14 protein-coding genes are annotated in these 19107 nt (G+C 70.2%); 6 read left to right on the top strand and 8 right to left on the bottom strand.

Annotated elements, in window-relative coordinates; all coding sequences use genetic code 11:
* Positions 1–145: 145 nt before the first annotated feature.
* A complete protein-coding gene (locus OWM54_RS17870) occupies positions 146–2182 on the top strand; it encodes an ATP-binding protein (RefSeq protein ID WP_370641898.1) in 2037 nt (678 codons plus the stop codon).
* A gap of 796 nt (positions 2183–2978) precedes the next feature.
* Positions 2979–4553: an LVIVD repeat-containing protein gene (locus OWM54_RS17865; protein WP_324289131.1), complete on the top strand. Its 1575-nt coding sequence runs from the start codon at positions 2979–2981 to the stop codon at positions 4551–4553.
* Here OWM54_RS17865 and OWM54_RS17860 read toward each other — a convergent pair.
* The 3 genes from OWM54_RS17860 to OWM54_RS17850 form a co-directional block, all read right to left on the bottom strand.
* Positions 4550–5704, bottom strand: a complete 1155-nt coding sequence (locus OWM54_RS17860; protein WP_267698286.1) for a hypothetical protein — start codon at positions 5702–5704, stop codon at positions 4550–4552. The two genes, OWM54_RS17865 and OWM54_RS17860, sit on opposite strands and share 4 nt — an antisense overlap.
* A gap of 214 nt (positions 5705–5918) precedes the next feature.
* Positions 5919–7427: a hypothetical protein gene (locus OWM54_RS17855; protein WP_267698285.1), complete on the bottom strand. Its 1509-nt coding sequence runs from the start codon at positions 7425–7427 to the stop codon at positions 5919–5921.
* Between the two features lie 139 nt (positions 7428–7566).
* Positions 7567–9528, bottom strand: a complete 1962-nt coding sequence (locus OWM54_RS17850) for a HEAT repeat domain-containing protein (protein ID WP_267698284.1) — start codon at positions 9526–9528, stop codon at positions 7567–7569.
* Positions 9529–9744: 216 nt separating this feature from the next.
* Between OWM54_RS17850 and OWM54_RS17845 the strand changes: the two genes are divergently transcribed.
* The 4 genes from OWM54_RS17845 to OWM54_RS17830 are packed head-to-tail and all read left to right on the top strand — an operon-like array spanning position 9745 to position 12475.
* Entirely contained in the window at positions 9745–10134 is a 390-nt protein-coding gene (locus OWM54_RS17845) for a hypothetical protein (RefSeq protein ID WP_223749147.1), read from the top strand.
* A gap of 8 nt (positions 10135–10142) precedes the next feature.
* Positions 10143–11306 carry an FG-GAP repeat domain-containing protein gene (locus OWM54_RS17840; protein ID WP_267698283.1) on the top strand — a complete coding sequence of 388 codons (1164 nt, stop codon included), beginning with the start codon at positions 10143–10145 and terminating at the stop codon, positions 11304–11306.
* 33 nt (positions 11307–11339) lie between these two features.
* Entirely contained in the window at positions 11340–11789 is a 450-nt protein-coding gene (locus OWM54_RS17835; RefSeq protein ID WP_223749149.1) for a hypothetical protein, read from the top strand.
* Positions 11786–12475, top strand: coding sequence for a hypothetical protein (locus OWM54_RS17830; RefSeq protein WP_267698282.1), 690 nt, complete (start codon positions 11786–11788; stop codon positions 12473–12475). The genes OWM54_RS17835 and OWM54_RS17830 overlap by 4 nt, the downstream gene beginning before the upstream one ends.
* Before the next feature lie 65 nt (positions 12476–12540).
* Here OWM54_RS17830 and OWM54_RS17825 read toward each other — a convergent pair whose 3' ends face one another.
* The 5 genes from OWM54_RS17825 to OWM54_RS17805 form a co-directional block, all read right to left on the bottom strand.
* Positions 12541–13377 carry a hypothetical protein gene (locus OWM54_RS17825; RefSeq protein ID WP_223749151.1) on the bottom strand — a complete coding sequence of 279 codons (837 nt, stop codon included), beginning with the start codon at positions 13375–13377 and terminating at the stop codon, positions 12541–12543.
* Positions 13378–13425: 48 nt separating this feature from the next.
* Positions 13426–14907, bottom strand: a complete 1482-nt coding sequence (locus tag OWM54_RS17820) for a M4 family metallopeptidase (protein WP_267698281.1) — start codon at positions 14905–14907, stop codon at positions 13426–13428.
* A 252-nt stretch (positions 14908–15159) separates the two neighbouring features.
* Positions 15160–15963 carry a hypothetical protein gene (locus OWM54_RS17815; RefSeq protein ID WP_223782347.1) on the bottom strand — a complete coding sequence of 268 codons (804 nt, stop codon included), beginning with the start codon at positions 15961–15963 and terminating at the stop codon, positions 15160–15162.
* A 20-nt stretch (positions 15964–15983) separates the two neighbouring features.
* A complete protein-coding gene (locus OWM54_RS17810) occupies positions 15984–17723 on the bottom strand; it encodes a M1 family aminopeptidase (protein ID WP_267698280.1) in 1740 nt (579 codons plus the stop codon).
* A gap of 102 nt (positions 17724–17825) precedes the next feature.
* Positions 17826–18662 carry a Hint domain-containing protein gene (locus OWM54_RS17805; protein WP_223749155.1) on the bottom strand — a complete coding sequence of 279 codons (837 nt, stop codon included), beginning with the start codon at positions 18660–18662 and terminating at the stop codon, positions 17826–17828.
* Between the last annotated feature and the right edge of the window lie 445 nt (positions 18663–19107).

Here is a 19107-nt window from a genome sequence, read left to right as displayed (position 1 = left end):
ACCCGACCCCCCGACGCGGGCGCAGGAGGCCGAAGTGGCAGACGAGCGGCGGGACGTGGGGCGCGTCGAGGCCCTGGCACAGGTTCCCGAGGCGAGCACGAGCGGCCTGACCGCGCGGCCCGCGTCCACGGATGGAGGGGCCGCGGTGGCGCGGCGGCTCCAGTCCCTGGATGGGCTGCTCAGCGAGGTGGTCTTCCAGCTCGACGCCCAGGGGCGTGTCACGTGGCTGGGGCCCGGGTGGGAGAAGCTCACCGGGACGCTGGGCGTGGTGTCGCAGGGACATCCGCTGACGGACGTGGTGCATGGGCTGGACCGCGAGAGCGCGCGTCACCTGCTGGAGTCGGTGGCCACGCAGCAGGTGTCGGACGCCCGGCAGGAGCTGCGCCTGTTCGTCGGCGGCGAGTCGCGCTGGGTGGTCCTCACGGCGCGCGGCGTGCCGGGGCAGCCCGGTGAGGTGGTGGGCACGCTGCTGGACATCGACTCGCGTCGGCGCGCCGAGGAGGCCGTCGCCACGCGCGAGCGCTACCTGGAGACGATGGTGGAGGTGCAGCGGCGGATGATGCCGCACCAGGACCCTCGGGACTTGTACACGTCCGTCGTCGAGCCCCTGGGGCGCGTGTCCGCCGCCTCCCGCGTCTACGTCTTCGAGATGCACCGCGCGCAGAACGGGGCGCTGCTCGCCTCGCAGCGCGCCGAGTGGTGCGAGCCGGGCATTCCTCCCAACCTGGAGGACCCGAACATGCACGGGCTGCCGCTCCTGGAGGCGCTGTGGCCCGAGCAGGCCGCGGACCTGATGCGCGGCGAGCCGGTGCAGGGCTTGCCCCAGGACTTCACCGAGGTGCTCACGCCCATGCTGGAGGCGCAGGGCGTGCGCTCGGTGCTGCTGTTGCCGCTGCACGTGCACGGACAGCTCTTCGGCGTCATCGGCTTCGACAACTGCCGGGAGGCGCGGCCCTGGGGGCCCATCGAGGTCAATCTCCTGTCGGGCGCGGCGGGCACGCTGTCGCTCGCGCTGGAGCAGCGCAACGACAAGGCCCTGCGCGTGCGCACGGAGACGACGCTGCGGCGCACCGAGGCGGGCGTGCACCTGCTGCTCGAGTCCTTCCCGGACCCGGTGATGGTGCACGTGGGGGACGGGGTGTTGCTGTCCGTCAACCCCGCGCTGGTGCAGTACCTGGGCTATCGGGACGCGTCGGAGCTGCTCGGGCGGCACGTGCTGGAGCTGGTGCGCGAGGAGGACCGGAGCGCGGCGCAGCTCTACCTGGGGCAGGCGCTGGAGGGGAAGGGCGCGGCGCGCGCGGTGGAGGTGCCGCTGGTGCGCCGCGACGGCGAGACGGTGGTGGCGGACCTGGTGACGCTGGCCGTGGTGTTCGACGGGACGCCCGCGTGGGTGACCATCGCGCGGGACTTCACCGAGCGGAAGCGCTCGCAGGCGCAGCTCATGCTCGCCGACCGCATGGCGTCCATGGGGTTGCTCGCGGCGGGCATCGCGCACGAGCTGAACAATCCGCTCGCGTATGTGTTGTCCAACCTGGACTTCCTGCACGCCACGGTGGGCCCGCGCGCGCGGCCGCTGACGCCGGACGACCTGGTGGAGTGTCGCCAGGTGCTGGACGACGCGCGCGAGGGCGCCGAGCGGATGCGGCAGATTGTCCGCCAGCTGCGGGTGTTCTCGCGGGTGGACGACACGCGCGAGGAGCCGGTGGACGTGCACCGGGTGCTCGACTCGGTGGCGCAGATGGCGGCCAGCGAGGTGCGGCCCCGCGCTCGACTGGTGAAGAGCTACGGCGAGGTGCCGCCGGTGCGCGGCAACGAGGGCAAGCTGTTCCAGGTGTTCCTCAACCTGGTCATCAACGCCGCGCACGCGATTGAAGAGGGCCAGTCGGAGACGAACGAGATTCGCATCACCACGCGGCCGGACGACGGCGCGCGCGTGCTGGTGGAGGTGAGGGACACCGGCGGCGGCATCCCCCCGGAGCACCTGCGCCGCATCTTCGACCCGTTCTTCACGACGAAGTCCGCGGGCATCGGCACCGGCCTGGGCCTGTCCATCTGCGACACCATCGTCACCGCGCTCGGCGGCCACATCTCCGTCGAGTCGTCCGTGGGCGTGGGCACCACCTTCCGCGTGGCCCTGCACGCCGCGCCCCCGGGCATCTCCGACGCCCACCGGGGGCTGTGACGCGCTGTCCGGTGACACGCCACCGGGTGTGGCGTGTCGTCGAGACCTGAGCAAGCCTGTCCGGTGAGTCGTCACCTCGCGCGGCGAGTCGTCGAGACCTGAGCAAGCCTGTCCGGTGATTCTTCACCTCGCGCGGCGTGCCGACACGGCTTGAGCAAGCCCGTCCGGTGACACGCCACCTCGCGCGGCGAGTCGTCGAGACCTGAGCAAGCCTGCCCGGTGATTCGTCACCTCGCGCGGCGTGCCGACATGGCTTGAGCAAGCCCGTCCGGTGACACGCCACCTCGCGCGGCGAGTCGTCGAGACCTGTGCAAGCCTGCCCGGTGATTCGTCACCTCGCGCGCTGTCGTTGGACGGAGCCTGCGCAATCCTGCGCGGTGAGACACAGCTCGCGTGGCGCAGGAGTCGAGTCATCCTTCTGGGGGGGGGCGTCGCCTCACCCGATGTTCGGTGGGACAGCGCGCTCCATGACACGGGCGCGCTCGCGTCATGACTCGCGGTCGCGGGTGGCTCGACATGCAACCGTGACACCACCAGGGCTGTCGACGTGCTCGTTTTCGGCACGCGCATGCGGTTCCCCTCCACGGCGCAACTGTTTCCGCGCGCGACGCGAATCCGACGGGTCCGCCCCTTTGATTCGTTGCCCGCACTCTTGCGTGGCGTATCCCCTCGAGGTCTCCCGATGCCTTTGTTCCTCCGCTCGTCCTGGGTGCTCTCCGTCACATGGGGTCTGCTTCTCTGCGCATCCCCAGGCTGCCGCGACAAGTCAGACCCCCCACCCGATGCCGGCTCGCCCGTGGATTCGGGCACCCCCGACGCCGGGTCGCCACCCTGGGATGGCACGTACACCGTGCTCGAGGAGCTCGGCGACGGCACGGGAGACCCGGGGGCGCTCGCGCCCTGCGACGTCGTCCCCCAGGTGGGTGAGAGTCCCGCGGGGGGATGCCTGGACCCGTCCGTCTTCGACCTGTCCGCCTGCGACACCTCGACGCTCGCGAATGTCCCGGCGGACGGCATCTTCCACACGCGACTGCGACGGGAGACCGCGCAGCCGGACGGCGGCCTGGTGGGCTCGTACTACACCGTGACGATGGACCTGGTCGGCGACGGCGGCCCCAGCAAGTTCTACTACGCGCCCGTCACCCATGAAGTGCGCGAGGCGAACCGTCTGCTCCTCGGCATCCACACCGTGGGCCGCGACGGAGGCAGCACCACCACCGTGCTGGCCGGCTGCGAGGCGCCGGACCACCGCTCCTTCACGGGCTGCTTCGCCCGGTGCACCAACGGCCGGGTGACCCAGCGGGCCACCGCGCACGCCGACCGCATGCTGTGGCGTGAGGGCGAGGAGGAGTCCTCCGGTGGCCTCTCGCTCGTGTCGGAGACGTACGTCGCGCAGGGCACCCCGCTGGACATCTACGTCGCGAAGAACCACGCCTATGTCGTCTCCGCCAACGCGTATCTGCGCCCCGGCAAGCCCGGCGGCATCACCGTCTTCGACGTGACGGACCGGAGCCACCCGGTCCTGAAGAAGGTCATCAGCCTGCCGGACGACCAGCTCTGGAACAGCGTGTGGGTGAAGGGGGACGCGCTGTACGTCGCGAGCCAGGACACCGGCATCGTGGTCTTCGACATCTCCGACCCCGCGGACCCGAAGCTCGTGCGCCGCGTGCCCTCCAGCGCGCCCTACGCCGTGCACACCGTGCTGGTGGACGGAGACCGCCTCTACGGCATGGGCCTGTGGCCCTCCAGCAACACGCTGGTGTTCGACGTGTCGTCGCCACTCGAGCCCGTGCTGCTCCAGCGGCTCGCGTTCCCCCTGGCCGGGGCCTACGACGGCGCCCATGACGCCTTCGCCTATCAGGGCCGGCTCTACATCAGCCACTTCGAGGGCGGCCTCAAGGTGGTCGACGTCGCGAACCCGGACGCCATGCCGCTGCTCGGGACGTACACGTACCCGAACACCACCGCGCACCACAACGCGGTGGGCACCTTCGCCGGCCGCACCCTCGTCTTCGAGGGCGGAGAGAACCACGGCGCGCACCTGCGCGTGCTGGACGCGACCGACCCGGCGAACATCGTGAAGATTGGCGAGTTCCGGCTGCGCCCCACCACGTCCATCCACAACATGCTCCTGGTGGGCTCTCGCCTGTACGTCGCGTGGTACCAGGAGGGCGTGCGGGTGCTGGACGTGTCCAACCCCACCAAGCCCCGGCAGATCGCCTACTACAACACGCACCGCGAGACGGACCCGGAGCGGACCGATGACGTCTTCGAGGGCGCCATCGGCATCCGCATTCCGGGGGACGGCTACGTGTACGTCGTGGACACGTCACGCGGCCTGCTCATCATGAACGAGCTGGCGGGCCCCTAACTACAGACGCCCAGGGGTTGTGAGCCCTCCACGCCGAGCAGCGGTATCTTGTGGGTGATGCCCGCCCACTGCGCGATGGTGATCCACCAGGTCTTCTTGAAGAAGAGCACGCGCACCTTCGCGTAGGCCTTGAGGGTGCCGGACAGCGCGTTGAGGTCCAGGTCCGTGCGCAGCTTCCAGTCGAGCGAGCACACGGGCCAGAACACCTCGCCGGAGGCGGGGAGCGTGGCGTTGATGAGCGCCAGGCTCCCCTCCACGCCGATGGCCACGACGATGACGTCCACCGACGCGGACGCGGTGACGTTGGACCAGCCCCCCGGCGTCGCCGACAGCCTGGCCACCGTGGGGCCCACCAGCCCGTGCACCGTCAGCTTCACGCCGCCGGACAGCGAGCCCTTCACCGTGACGGGCACCGGCCCAATCATGAACGTCTTCGACGCGGAGAAGAACGTGCGGCTCCAGTTGATGGGCGGCGGCGCGTACGTGGCGTACAGCGGCGTGGACCAGACCTCCTGACCCACCACGTACAGCGCGGCGGTGCCGCTGTTGTCGCCCCCGTTCTGCCCCACCACCTGCGCGCGGCCGCGCACCAGGTCGTGCTCCGAGGAGAACACCTGGGCGAACAGCTTGCCCTCGGCCACGGCCACGACCTTCTTGTCCGCGTTGACCGTCGCCGTCTCCGCCGTCAGCACGGCGTTGAGGTGATAGCCCGCGCCGAACAGGCTGTTGCCGAAGCGCTCCGTGCGCACGTAGGACTTGTTGAACGTCTGAGACGGATTGGTCCACGGCATGATCTCCGTGGGCGGTGGCACCATCGGCGTGAAGGCCTCCGGAATCGTGGCCTGCTGGATGTCGATGTTGTGCGTGAAGTCCGTGGCGTCGTACTGGAGCTGGCCTCCCGTGCGGTTCGCCTCGTCCTGGAGGATGGCGTACTCCTGCGTGACGCTGTAGCTCGCGGCCGGCGAGAAGGGCGCCACCTGCGACTCCCAGGGCACCTTGTCATTCAACGTGTAGCCCGGCGCATACGTGACGAAGGGGTACTTCGAGGGCTGGACGACGTACGGCGTGGAGTCGACGTAGCTCTGCGCCGCGACGAGCCCTGGAACGACGACCAGCATCAGCGCGAGCGCGCGCGATACCGCCTTGTTCATGGGACCTCCCGAGGGGTGGATGGGGAGGTCTGTTTACTCCGGGTGAAGTCGGGGATGTGATTGAAAGCGGCGGTCTCACCCCGGAGTGAGGCGTTGTGTCTGCCTTCTCACGCTCGTCAGGGTTGAGGTGTGATGAGGGGGTACCCATTCACCGTGGAACGTTCGGACTCGCTCGCCCTCGGTGGGCGGGCGATGCACGGACGGGGCTGCTCGGCTACGGCGTAGCGCATGCCATGGGGAGTTGGCACGTCGTAGTGTCGATGGGCAACGACGGGACGTTGGCGCAGTCCCGCACCGGCGTGCCGACGTAGCATCCCGTGCAGCACCTGTAGGCGGTGCTGTACCCGTTGTATCCCGCAGGCACCGGAATCTGTGTCCCGTCGCAGTAGGACCAGTGCGCGACGTTGCATGTGTTGCAGCGCGCGTAGACGGTGTCTGTCAGGCGGCATTGGGTCAAGACTGGGTCAATCACGCCTCGGCCGATCCACGCAAGAAAGTCCTCGCACCCTCCCATGCTCGCCTCAACCATCTTCCATCCGCACGACAGCTTCTGGTCTCGTGCCGCGCATCGGGCGCAGTCAGCAGCCGGGTCTCCTCCCCCAAACCCAGCGGTGGTGCACCGGCTGCAGAAACGGGCGCACGACCACACCTGGTCCGTCCCGTTGTCTCCTTCTTCGTGGTGCAGGCCCGTGCTCCAGTGCAGCAACTCATGGATGAGCGTCCGTTCGAGCCCCTGTCCGGCGACGACGTAGGGCGCGAGGTTCATCCGATAGGGGCCAGAGCGCAGCTCATCCAGTCTCGAGGGCGGTCCAGGGCCGGTTGCGGCGCGAATGCCAGGGCACTGTCCTCCACACCCGATGAAAGTCTTGATGTCGGAGGCCAGTGCGGACTGCATCATTGTCCCGAGAGTGCTGTTGGTCGCCCCCAGGCATTTGGTTGAATCCGGTATCTGCTTGAGTGCCTCGATGAGCTTCGCCGTCTGCTCGCTGGTGCAGGCCCCGGGCGAAGTCCCGGTGACGATGTTGACGGCGGGCATCGAGGCCACCGACGTCGTCGACGTCATGTCCGCCGGGAAACCGGCCATGCTGTCGCAACGCGTGCCAGCGCTCCAGTGGGTTTCCCGCTCCTCTTCGGGGTGCGGCTGAATGGCTGGAGCCTCTCTGTCGGACTCCACCCGCCAGCCGCGCCCGCCTCCATCCAGCGACACCAGTCGTTCTCGGATGATTCTGATGTCTTGACGGGAGCCTAGCTGGGTCCGGCGCTGGTCGAACTCTCCGTCTCCATTCGTGTCCTCGAGCCACAGTTGCACCATCACGCCGCCGTCGAACGAGAGGTCATACAAGGAGTCGGTTCGAGAGTCCTCGTCGTAGTCGCCCCAGTGAGTGGTGAGGTCTCCCTCGCGTCGTATGGTGAGTACCGGACGGGTGCTTTCACCGTTGTAGTATTCGACGAATCGCGCACCCCCATCCTCCACCCGGGAGACGATGCGATTCGTCGTCCCGTCGCGATTGGGAATGGTGATGCTGCCTCCGAGTCGCTCCACTTCGCTGATGGCTTGAAGCTCCTTCGCCGCGGGTGACTCGTCCACCACGACGACGTGGTGTCCACGAGACGGTGTGCCTCCGTCCGGCCGTGCCTCGGGTCGGCTCCGCTCGGCGCCGTCCTGACAGCTCGCCAGTCCGAATGCCGCCATGGCCGCGACAGCTCCAGCCGTGATTCGCATGCCCCGAGCTCCTCGCGCCGTTGCCGGGTCTGGATACCGCGGCGAGGCAGGGTGTCCTCTTGCCCTCGGGGGCAGCGTCGTCTTCTCGGCAGATGTGTTCGCTGCCTCCACCGAGCGGGTGAACGCTCACCCCAAGGTGTCAGGGCTGGGGCGTCGTCGGGGTTTCCACGTAGGTGTTGGCCATGCGTCGCAAATCAGGGTTCTTCTCGTGCTGGCTCGCCCAGCGCAGCAGGGCCAGGGCGCCCGGGGTGGCGTGGCGGTGCTGGCCGAGCAGCTGGAGGATGTCGGAGCGCACGCCATCGGAGGGGTCCTCGCGCAGGGCCTGCCCCAGCACGGGGAGCAGCAGCGGCTCGAGCGGGCGGAAGCCGCAGGCGAAGACGGCGGCGCGGCGCACCTCGGAGGCGGTGTCGTTCACCAGCCGCTCCACGAGCAGCCGGTCCGCCTCCGGGCCAGGGATGTTGCGCAGCGCGACGAGCGCGGCCTCGCGCACCCGGGAGGCGTCGGAGCGCAGGGCCTCGGTGAGCGTGTCGAGCGCGCCCGGCGAGCGGGTGTTCCCCAGCGAGCGCAGGAGCAGGGCGCGCTGCTCGGCGTCGCGCGCGGCGCGGTAGTCGTTCTTCAGCTCCTGCACGAGCGCCTCCGCGTCGCGGCCCGCGGTGTCGCTCATCTGGAGCGCCGCGTTGCCCAGGGCCAGCGTGGCGGTGCCGCGCAGCTTGGGGTCATCGGTGCGCGACAGCTGCCGCAGCGTGTCCACGCCCTCGCGGATGGGGTTGTCCGCCATGCCCAGCGCGGAGACCGCATCCATGCGCACGTCCGACGTGAGCGCGGTGTCCCCCGTGGCCTGGACGAGCGCGCGCAAGGACTCCGGCGTGCTCGCCGCGGAGAGCGCGCCCAGCATGGAGCTGGCGGCCAGCGGCGACAGGCCCTGGGTGCGCAGCAGCGCGGGGATTCGCGCGGCCTCCTCGGGGCGCAGCAGCAGGAGCGCGCGCAGCTGCTCCAGGGCGCGCGTGCGCGCGTCGTCGCGGGCCTTCTCGTCGGACGGCAGCGAGAGCAGGTCCGCGAGGATGTCCTCCAGGCGGCGCTTGCCCAGCACCTGCCGGTGGTGCGCGAGCGGGTCCGCCGCCTGGCCCTGGAAGCTCGCCAGCGCGGCGGCGCGCAGGCGTCCGGAGCGCGCGGCGAAGGCGCCCACGAGCGTCGGCTCCTCGCGGCGCTCCAGCAGCCGCAGCGTCAGCTCCATCGCGTTCGTCACCGTGGGCATCCCCTGGCCGGACTCCACCGTGAGCTGCTCGCGCGACTGGAGCGACTGGAGCCCCCCGTCCTCGCCCAGCTCGAAGGTGGCCCCCCCGCTGACGCTCATGCGCGGCGACGTCCCGAGCGGCTGCAGCCCCTGGGGCGTGGCCACGGCGGTGTACTCGCGCTTGCGCTTGTCGAAGCGGCGCTCACCCTGGCGCTGGTACTCCGCCGAGTACTGGCCGGAGGTGTCCTGCTCCTCGGTCCGCCACGTCGGCGTGGGCGCGCCCTCCCGCACGAACTGGGACGTGGCCACCACCGAGCGGAGCAGCCCCATCGCCAGCTCGTCCACGCCCTGCTCGAAGTGGGTGAGCGTCACCGCGCCGCGCGCGTCCCGCGTCACGAAGAAGGGCTGCGACAGCGCCGCCTCCATCGCCTGCCGCGTCTCGGGCGACAGCGCCCCCTGTCCCTCCACGTCGAGCGTGAAGGCGGTGGGCCGCAGCTGGAAGCGCACGATGACCTCCGCGCCCTCCGCCGAGACCAGGCCCTCGTCCCACTCGCCCTTCAGGGTGATGCGCATGCCGGGCGGCGCGCCGCCCTGGGACGCGGGCTGTCCGGTGAAGGACATCGTCAGCCCCAGCGTCAGCGCGTGACGGTGCAGCGTGCCCGGCACCCAGGCCCGGGAGCCTCGTGGCGCGAGCGGCTCGGAGGGCGCCGCGCCGGGGCTCGGGAGGGTGTGCGTCTTCGCGCGGACGTGGGCGACGGTGGGGTCGGAAGACGTCGTGTCGGTGGCATTCTTCCACCACACGCCACCCAGTCCCGCCAGGAGCAGGACGGCTGCCAACGCGACGACGTTCAGCCGCTTGCGGCGCATGAGTCCCCCGGGACGATTCCTTGACTTGGGTACGGCACCCAAACCACGCTTGTGATTGCTGGGTCGGGAACGGCCAGGTCCCGAGGATATAGCGAAACCCGTCGGTGGGGGGCTGACCCGATGAAGCCACATCGCTATCGTCAGCTCGCACTCCCCGTGTGCGAGCTTGAAGCGCCCTCGAGGTCGAGGTGGAGCGGGTGGTGGGGAGTCGTCGCCGTGTTGGGATTGATGGCCTGTGGTTCCCGGGAGCAGGCGCCGCCGCCCCTGGTGCTGGGCGCGAGCGTCCAGGCGATGCGGGGCTGTCCCGCGGCCCGCTCGGCGTCGGTCCAGGACTCCTGCATGGCGGGCTGTCACCTGGGCTGCGGTGACGGGGTCTGCCAGGACGAGACCGAGGCCACCTGTCCCGTCGACTGTTTCTGCGGAGACGGTGTCTGTACCGCGGAGGATGTGAACAGCTGCCCCGTGGACTGTGGCTGCCCCGGCTCCTGCGCGGGGGCATGTCATACGGCGACGCTCGTCTCGGCCCGGCACGCCTGCCCGCGTGAAGCGGTCCCCGGACGTCTGCTGCCGGGTGACCCGTTCGCGATTCCCGACCTCCGGCCCTAGGAGCCGACATGTTCCGGTACTTCTCTCTCGGATGGGCCTGCTGCGCGCTGCTGGCGTGCTCGTCCTCGACCATCTCGCCCCGGGGCTTCCCGGACGTCCAGTGGCTGGGCTTCACCGAGGCGCGGGTGACCCACGCCGCGGGAGGTACCCAGGCGCGGGGGCTGCACACCGCCGACGTCGACGGGGACGGCGTGAAGGACCTGGTCCTGGTCGCCTCGCAGACCGAGCAGGTCTGCATCCTCGACGGAGCGGGGAAGGGCGCCTTCGCCGCGCCCCGCTGTCTGTCGGCGGGCACCACGCCCATGGACGTGGCGGTCAGCGACGTGAACGCGGACCGTCGCCCGGACCTGCTCATCGTCGGCCACTTCGCCAATGCGTTGACGGTGCGGCTGGGCGCGTCGGACGGCACCTTCCGCGAGGGCGTGCCCCACTCGCTGGGCAATCACTCGCAGCAGGTGCGCGTGGCGGACCTGGACGGTGACGGGCTGGTGGACGCGATGACGAAGAACGCGGGCTCGGGGGGGTACTTCAACATCACCTTCCTGAAGGGGAAGGGAGACGGCACGTTCGGCGCGGCGGTGCCCCACTCCGTCACGGGGCTGCCGAGAGACCTGGTGCTCGCGGACGTGAACGCGGATGGTCGGCCCGACGTGCTGGTGCTCAACACCAACAGCTTCACGGTGGACGTGCTGCTCGCGACGGAGCGCGGCGAGCTGTCCGCGGCGGCGCCCGTGCGCTTCGCCGGCTCCGCGGACGATGAGCCCTTCCGCCTCGTGTCCCTGGACGTGAACGGGGACGGCCTGCTGGACCTGGTCATCTCGCACAGCGTCTCGGACTCCGGCTACCTCTCCGTGCACCTGGGGGACGGAAGGGGCGGCTTCACCGAGGTGTCCTCCCTCCCCGCCGACGCACCGGGCGAGCTGGTGGTCGCGGACTTCAACCAGGACGGCCGGGAGGACGTCGCCTTCGCGGGATTGGAGGGGGGCGTCTACCTGCTGCTCGGCGAGGAGGCCGGGGGGCTGGGGGCGCCCACGCGCGTGGCCGCGGGCACGACGCCTTCCTCCCTGGTGGCGGAGGACCTGGACCAGGACGGCTTCCCGGACCTGGCCTGGACGACGCGCGACTCGGTGGAGGTGCTCCTGGGCTCCACCGTCCGTGTCCCGCGCCGTTGAGGCTCGCGCAGTGAATCCCTCGAGGAGGTTGGCATGAAGCAGCTCTGGGTCGTCATCTGTCTCGTCACCGCGGGCTTCGCCAGCCCCGCCTGGGCGCAGCTCAGCGGCCGATGCGGCGGGGACGACAACCTCACGCCGCAGCAGGTCGCCGGACGCAACGCCTGGGCGCGCAAGTGCAACTACATCTCCGCGGCGAAGGAGGCGATTCTCAACGCGGACAACGAGTATCAGGTCTTCGCCAACGGCTGTTTCCAGTACCCCTGCTCCACGAACAACTGTCAGTACTTCGTGCCCGTGTCGGCGAGCGCGCCGTGCGTGTCCGGGCTCATCAACCTCGGCTCGTGCGTGGCCCACCGTGAGCCTCAGGCTCCGCGCGAGGGGCTGCTCGCCTATCTGGAGACGCTCGAGGCGCCATGGCCGCCCGCGTGGCTCCGGTTCGCCGCCGCTCGCGACGCCTCGCGGGACGCGGCGGGCCCGACATGAGCGCGGCGAGGTTCGCGGTGGTGGCGCTGTGGCTCGCGGCCTGTGGCCCCGTCGCGCCGGTGGAGTCGGAGCTGGGCGAGGCGTCCCAGGCGCTGCCCTACTGCCCCTGTCCGATGGTGCCGCTCCAGGTGACCTCGGACGTCGACCCGATGTTGCCCCAGTGCAACCTGCTCTATTGCGAGGTCTGCGGGGACGGCTACTGCGCGGCCTCCGAGAGCCCGTGGAGCTGCCCCTACGACTGCGGCCCCGCGAGCGTGTGCGGAGACGGCGCCTGCAACGGCGGTGAGTCCGAGGGCAACTGCCCGTCGGACTGCTACTGCGGCGACGGCCAGTGCAAGGGCGAGACGGTGTACACCTGTCCCGTCGACTGCGGCTGTCCCAACCCCTGCGGTGACGGTGTCTGCGGCGCGGGAGAGTCCACCGCCACGTGTCCCGCGGACTGCGGCACGGCGTGTGGTGACGGCACGTGCAACGGCACGGAGAGCGTGTACACCTGCCTGGACGACTGCGGCTACTGCGGCGACAGCTACTGCGCCAGCACGGAGAGCTGGGGCTCGTGCCTGGATGACTGCGGCTTCTGCGGCGACGGACTCTGCTCTTCCAGGGAGTCGCCCTACACGTGCAGCCAGGACTGTGGCTTCGCCGGCTCCTGCCTGCTGCCCGAGTACCCCTGCAACATCCCCTGACGTGTCAGGGAGGCGGGGCTCCGGCCGTGCTGACCGGAGCCCCGTGACGACGGACGGTGTGGGGACTACAGCCCGCCGACGTCGACCTCGTCCCTCAAGGACAGCCGGTAGTCATCCTGCGCCCACTCGTTCTGGAAGCGCACGGAGCCGGTGAGGAAGCCCTCCGCGTTCATCACGTTCTCCAGCTTCACCTGGCTCTCCGGCCGGACGTTCCACACCTGGCCCTTGAAGCTGAAGACGGTGACGCGCGTCAGGTGCAGCGGCTTGCCGTCGGCGCCCATCAGCGTGTCGCCGGCCTGAAGCGTGCGCGCCTTCACCATCGTCCCGTCGCCGAGCACCATCGGGTGCTCCGCGGTGACCTCCAGCCGGCGGCCTTCCTGGGTCTCCAGGGCGAAGATGTCCTCCTGCGTGTCACCCGCCACGTAGCTGCGGATGGTCTGCTCGCCGTAGCGCAGGAGCCCCGGCTCGGAGGTGGGGCTCAGCGCCGTGACGGTGGTGACGCCGGACGCGTACGCCTCCGGAATCGGCAGCATGCGGCCGTCGAAGGCCACCTTCTGCGTGGGCGTGGTGCAGCCCGCCACGCAGGTGCCCAGCTTGTTCAGGCCGGTGATGCACGCGGAGGCTTCGTCCGCGGGCACGTGGAAGGTGCACGTGGAGCCCGCGGGCACCGCCGGGTACGCGAAGCAGCCGTTGGTGAAGACCTGGTACTCGTTCTCCGTGTTCAGGTACGCCTCGCGCGAGGCGGTGATGAGGCCACACTTGCGCGCCCAGGCGTTGCGGCCCCGGGCGAGGTCGATGGTGACGAGCTGGTCGTCCTGGAAGCAGCGCGTGGACAGCTGCGCCAGGGCGGTGCTCGACAGACAGATTGAGAAGACTGCGGCTGCGATGAAGACGTTCTTCATGGGTTCTCCTTGAGGTGGTGGGGTGGGACTTCCGCTCGGCGCCGCGTGTCAGGGAACGCCCGCGGCGCTCCAGGCGTCGCGCACCGAGTTCACGACCGAGGCGTCGTACCGGTCCGTCGCGGCCTGCACGGTGTAGGCTTTGGCCTGGGACATGGTCGTCGTCGACGTGAAGTAGGTCGTCGCGGCGAAGTAGAAGGTCTGCGCCGCGCGGTTCATGCCGATGCCACCCACGTTGATGGGCGACTTGCCGCGCGGGTGCGTGCCGCCCGTGACGAGCAGCTTGAAGACCAGGTTGGGGATGCCCGAGTTCCAGTGCACGCCACCGTTGTCGGCGGTGCCCGTGTAGCGCTCGGGGTAGAAGTCACGCGACGAGTTGTCGCGCGTGGGGTTGTCCATGTAGCGCAGCGCGTCCCCGGAGATGTTCGGCGTCCAGATGTCCTCGCCAATCTTCCAGACGTCCGCGTCCAGCGCCCCGCCGCGCGCCCAGCTCTCGCAGATGGCCGCCGCGATGTCCGACAGGCTCTCGTTCAGCGCGCCGGACTCGTTGCGGTACACGAGCCCCGACTCGTACTGCGTCACCGCGTGGGTGATTTCGTGCGACACCACGTCCAGGTCCAACCCGAGCTGGCCCGAGTTCACGTTGTCGCCATCCCCGAACACAATCTGGATGCCGTCCCAGTACGCGTTCACGTACGCGGAGCCGTAGTGGACGGTGCTGGTGATGGTGGCGCCCCGGTCGTCGAACGAGTCGCGACCGAAGATGGTCTCGTAGCAGGCGTACGTGGTGCCGATGTGGTCGTAGTTCCGGTCGATGTGGGCGTCGCCCGTGGCCCCGCCACCCTCCTGGCGCCGCAGGGTGCCGGGCGTGGTCCACTGGTTGTTGGCCGAGTGCACGCGCCGGTTGAGTCCCCCGTGGATGAGCGGGTGCACGTCCAGCACCCGGCCCGACGACGCGTCCACGTAGACGCGGTCCTTCGCGGGCGCGTCCTCGCGGGTGCCCACGCGCAGCACTTCATAGGCGGCCGACAGCGGACCCTCGGCGCCCAGGAAGTAGACGAAGCGCGGCTCGCCCTCGACCTTCAGCGTGTCCAGGCCCTCCAGCGCCGCGTCGGTGACGGCGTGCAGCGGCAGCCGCGCGAGCGTCGACGGCTCCCCCGCGCCCCGCGCCGAGCCGTTGGCCGCGTACACGACGCCCTTGTCGTCCACGTGCACCACCAGCTCGCCGCCCTTCACGGGGACGCCGTGGCGGATCTGGTCGTAGCGCACGTGGGTGTAGCCCAGCTCGTCCGTGCGGCTGTTGCGCACCGTGAGCTCCTCGGCGCGCAGGCCGAACACCGGGGCCAGGGTGCGCAGCACGGGCGCGAGCGCGTCCGCCGCCTTCAGCGAGACGAGCGAGCGGTCCACGGTGCCGAGCGTGCCGCGGATGAAGCTCGGGGTGCCGTCCCGGCCCGCGTCGACGACCTCCACGCGGCCCAGCGCCGCCAGCGCGGCCTGTCGAGTCTCCGGGGTGTTGTCCCGGGTCGGGTCCACGGGGGCCTCGCCGCAAGCGGCGCCCCACATGGCACAGCACGCCCCAATCAATCCCAGTTTCCAAGTCCGAGTCACGACGCGCTCCTTGTCTTGCGGGTAGGTGCTGCTCTGCATGGCTCCAGCGCGTGCGGGCCTCCCACGCCTGCGCTCGCGCGGCAGGGGCGGAAAGGGACGGACGTGTCGTGTCGTCGTCGGAGGCCGACGGCGCTGGCACTGCGGGACCCATGGGGATGGGTCCAGTCCGATGGCGGACTAGAGGTGCGCGGTCATCCGCTGGACCTCGGCGGGGCTGGCCCCCGACTCCGCGAGCCCGGCCATGAGCGCCTCCCTCAGGAGGCTCTTGAGCCGGGGATTGTCGAGCCGTGTGTACGTGTCCACGGCGAGCTGCCGGTCCACCTGCGCCAGGCGGAAGAGCAAATCGTACTTCTCACCCACCAGCCCCTTCTTCACCGAATCTGACAGGCCGCTGTCGATGGGCGACAGCGCCAGCGACGTCATCGCGTCGCGGGCGGCGGGCTCGTCCGGCGCCAGCTCGAAGAGCAGGTCGATCATCGCCATGCGCTCGAGCACGGGCTCCGGCTTGTCCTCCATGAACCGCGCGTCGGCGGGGAGCTGCTGCAGGGCGGTGGGGTCCGCCAGCTCGCTGCGCAGGCCGTCGATGCGGGAGGCCCCGTCGCGCGCGAGCTCCTCCACGAAGACCTCCTTGCGGAAGAACGCGTTGAAGCGCCCGGCCCGGTACTGACGCGCGGACTGGCGCGCGGCCTCGCGCCGTGTCTTCTGCTCAGCGTCGTCCGTGGGCGCAGCCGCCTCCGGGCTCGTGGCCCGGGCCGTGGGCGCGGTGGGGCGCGGCGACAGCGTGCGCGTGGCCTGGGGCGCGGTATGCGACGCGGGAGCGCGGGGCTCGGTCGGCGCGGGCTCGTGCGCGGAGGGCGAGCGCGGATGGACGAGCGCATACAGGCCCGTGCCCCCGAGCACGACGAGCGCGAGGCCCGGTCCCATCCATCGCCAGCGTCGGGGAGCTGGGGGCCGGGGATTGTCGGCGGGAAGTCCGTTCATGGCTCCACTCCTTGAAGGAATCAGAACAGCCAGCGCGGGGGGGCCGGCTCGGCGTCGAGTCCGAGGAAGCGGCGGTTCACCACGCGGTTCTCGGGGTCCACCGTCACCTGCACCACCGGCTCCGGGAAGGGCACCGTCACGCTCAGCGTGTCCGACTGCGGCGACAGCCCGTAGTTCAGCGTCACCCGCCTGCGCTCGGTGGCGCCCTCGACGAGGACGTCCACGGAGACGGGGTAGCGCGTGCCGGACACGGAGCGCTGGACGGCGGTGAGGGTCAGCTCGCCGTCCTCCAGCGCATGGCTCACCTCGAAGAAGGGCCAGTCCGGGTCTCCGCCGCCGTACACCCACGCGTCGAAGTACGGCCCCAGGTCCTCGCCGGACGCCTGCTCCAGCGCGACGCGCAGGTCCGCGACGCTCCGGTCCCCGGGGACGGACAGGAAGTTCTTGATGGCCTGCAGGACGATGTTCTCGCCCAGCAGCGGCTCCAGCTGGAGGAACAGGAGCATGGGCCCGGTGCCGTAGACGTCCGACGCGAAGGAGAGGAAGACGGGGGCCGGGTCGTCCTCGGGCTGCGGGTAGTACGCGGCGGTGCGCGCCAGCCGGTCCCAGTACGCGCGCGTCTGCTCGGCCTCGCCCGCGGGGCGGCCCAGGCGCTCGTAGCGGTACGTGAGGTACTCGGCGATGGCCTCCTTCCACACGAAGTCGAACGGGCTCGACAGCGTGGTGCGGTTGCCCGCCCACTGGTGCACCACCTCGTGCATCAGCGTGTGCATCGTCATGTCCGCGTAGTCGCGCCGGAGGTCCGGCAGGTCCTCGCGCAGGATGAGGTTGGCGGGGTGCTCCACGCCCAGCCACTCGGTGGGCGCGCCCGCCACGCGCAGCTCGGTGCCGTACGGCAGCGGGCCCAGCTCGCCGATGACCCAGTTGAGGTACGCCTTGACGTCCGCGGCCACCAGCGACGAGGCGAGCTTGCCGCCGGCCACCTCGTGGAAGACGACCTTGAACTTGCTGGACTGCTCGGTGAACGTGCTCGAGCGCCACGCGGGATTGGAGGCCACCGCGAAGGACGAGTACGTGGGAGCCTGGGTGAGCCCGGTCAGCGTGCACTTCGTGGTGGTGCTGTCGGGGCGCGTCAGCTGTCCCGGGCACAGCACCCGCTCGCCCGTCGCGTGCTTCACGGTGAAGACGTACTGCGTGAGCTGGTCCGTGCGGTCGTCGCATGGGCCGAAGCGGTCGCACGACTCCACCCAGCTCAAGAGATACGAGAAGGTGTTGCCGGCCCTGTCCGTGCGGCGCGAGAAGCCCACCTGGGTGAAGTCGTACGTCTCCAGGGGCACCGTGTAGCGCGCCTCCAGCTTCACCTGGCCCGCGAACTGGCCGCGGCCGCAGACGCGGATGCCCTGCTCGGTGGACTCCGAGCGGGTCGGCTCGGCGTCGTTCCAGCGCAGTCCCGTGAGCCCCTGGGGCGCGTTCACCACGAAGCAGTCACCGCCTGGCGGCGCGACGTCCAGGTACAGTGTGGACTTCGCCTCGCCCGTCTGCGTGGCGAAGTCGTACTCGTAGCGGGTCACCCGCGCGGAGAAGTCACCCTCGGGCCACAGGGGCACGAACGGGTGTGACTGCGCGTCGAGCGCGTCGAGGGCGCCCTCCGGCTCCACCGTGGGGCCACAGCCGAGCGCTCCGAGCGCCCACAGCCCCCAGACCACCCGTGTGAGAACACCTGCCAGCGGCTGCGCGGACCATCCTGGGATGCTTCGCATGGCGTCCTTGTCGTGAGGTGACGAGCACGATGAAGCGCGAGAGCCCCGACCCGAGCCCCCCTGGGGGGCCCTCGCGCAGGTCCAGACAGGGTGTGCGCGGGACTACAGGCCGTCGACGCTGGCCTCGTCACGCACCGACAGCCGGTAGTGGTCGTCCGCCCACTCGTTCTGGAAGCGCACCGAGCCCGTCAGCAGGCCCTCCACGTCCAGCACGTTCTCGATCTTCTCCTTGCTGAGCGGCTGCACGTTCCAGGTGGTCCCCTCGTAGCGGAAGACGGAGACGTCCTGGAGCTCCACCTTCTCGCCGCGCACGCCGAGCAGCACGTCGCCCGCCTGGAGCGTCTTGGCCTTCACCATCTCACCGGTGGCGAGCACCATGGGGTGCTCGGACGTCACCTCGACGCGGCGGCCGTCCACCGTCTGCAGCGCGAACACGTCCTCCACCGTCTCGCCGGCGACGAAGGCGCGGATGGCCTGCTCGCCCGTGGTGGGCGCCACCAGCGAAGCGTCCTTCGTGAGCGCCGTCACCGTGCGCACGCCGGACGCATACGCATCCGCGATGGGCCAGTACTCACCACCGAAGGACACCTTCTCCCTGGCCGTGTAGCAGCCCGTCACGCACGTGCCCAGCTTCACCAGCCCGGCGATGCACGGCGCGTTCTCGTCCGCGGGGATGAAGAAGGAGCACGTGGCCGTCGGGCCCGTGGCGGCGAAGGAGTAACAGCCGCTCGCGTACACCTGGTACTCGCCCTCCGCGTTCAGGAAGTCCCGCTTGGCCTGGGTGATGTAGCCGCACCGGAAGGACCAGTTGTTGCGACCCTGCGACAGCGTGTACGTGGTGAGCTGGTCGTCGGTGAAGCAGCGCGTGGACAGCTGCGCCGACGCCGTCGTGGAAAGCACCGCGCACGCGAGGACAACCAGATACGACAGTCGCTTCATGGCTCGCTCCTGGAGGCTGGGGCTGCTGGGTTTCGCTGCCCCGGGATATATCGAGGGTTCACTCGCAGTAAAGTGGATTCCCGCCGAATATGGGATTCCCGGCGACGAATGTTGGCTGTTATTGATTTGCAGTGTCTGCTGATAATTCCATCCGCGCGCCGCAGTGCGGGGTGGAGTGTTCGCGGCTGAAAGCCCTGAATCCACGGGGGCTTGTGTGGACTCCTGGTCGGATAAGGGCGGGGCCTGCGGACGTGCGGGCGTCTCAGGGATTGCCGCAGGTATGCCTTGCGCGGGTCAGGTGCGGCTTGGGGCCCGGGGGGGGGGCTCCGTGACTGTCATTGGGTTGCACTGGCAGTACGGATTGCGTGTGGCGGTGGGGCGGAGTGTCGTCCCCCGACGCGAAGTGGCTGGACGGGGGCGGACGGACGCGCGAGTCCTTATGACG

The sequence above is a fragment of the Myxococcus sp. MISCRS1 genome, assembly GCF_026626605.1.
In the GTDB taxonomy this organism is placed as follows: domain Bacteria; phylum Myxococcota; class Myxococcia; order Myxococcales; family Myxococcaceae; genus Myxococcus; species Myxococcus fulvus.
The sequence above is the reverse complement of the archived record's forward strand: the minus strand, read 5'-3'. Positions and strand labels throughout refer to the sequence as shown.

Coding starts and splice junctions, on each gene's coding strand:
- OWM54_RS17860 (WP_267698286.1), bottom strand. CDS start 5,704: ATGAACAAGGCGGTATCGCGCGCGCTCGCGCTGATGCTGGTCGTCGTT.
- OWM54_RS17855 (WP_267698285.1), bottom strand. CDS start 7,427: ATGCGAATCACGGCTGGAGCTGTCGCGGCCATGGCGGCATTCGGACTG.
- OWM54_RS17850 (WP_267698284.1), bottom strand. CDS start 9,528: ATGCGCCGCAAGCGGCTGAACGTCGTCGCGTTGGCAGCCGTCCTGCTC.
- OWM54_RS17840 (WP_267698283.1), top strand. CDS start 10,143: ATGTTCCGGTACTTCTCTCTCGGATGGGCCTGCTGCGCGCTGCTGGCG.
- OWM54_RS17835 (WP_223749149.1), top strand. CDS start 11,340: ATGAAGCAGCTCTGGGTCGTCATCTGTCTCGTCACCGCGGGCTTCGCC.
- OWM54_RS17830 (WP_267698282.1), top strand. CDS start 11,786: ATGAGCGCGGCGAGGTTCGCGGTGGTGGCGCTGTGGCTCGCGGCCTGT.
- OWM54_RS17825 (WP_223749151.1), bottom strand. CDS start 13,377: ATGAAGAACGTCTTCATCGCAGCCGCAGTCTTCTCAATCTGTCTGTCG.
- OWM54_RS17815 (WP_223782347.1), bottom strand. CDS start 15,963: ATGAACGGACTTCCCGCCGACAATCCCCGGCCCCCAGCTCCCCGACGC.
- OWM54_RS17810 (WP_267698280.1), bottom strand. CDS start 17,723: ATGCGAAGCATCCCAGGATGGTCCGCGCAGCCGCTGGCAGGTGTTCTC.
- OWM54_RS17805 (WP_223749155.1), bottom strand. CDS start 18,662: ATGAAGCGACTGTCGTATCTGGTTGTCCTCGCGTGCGCGGTGCTTTCC.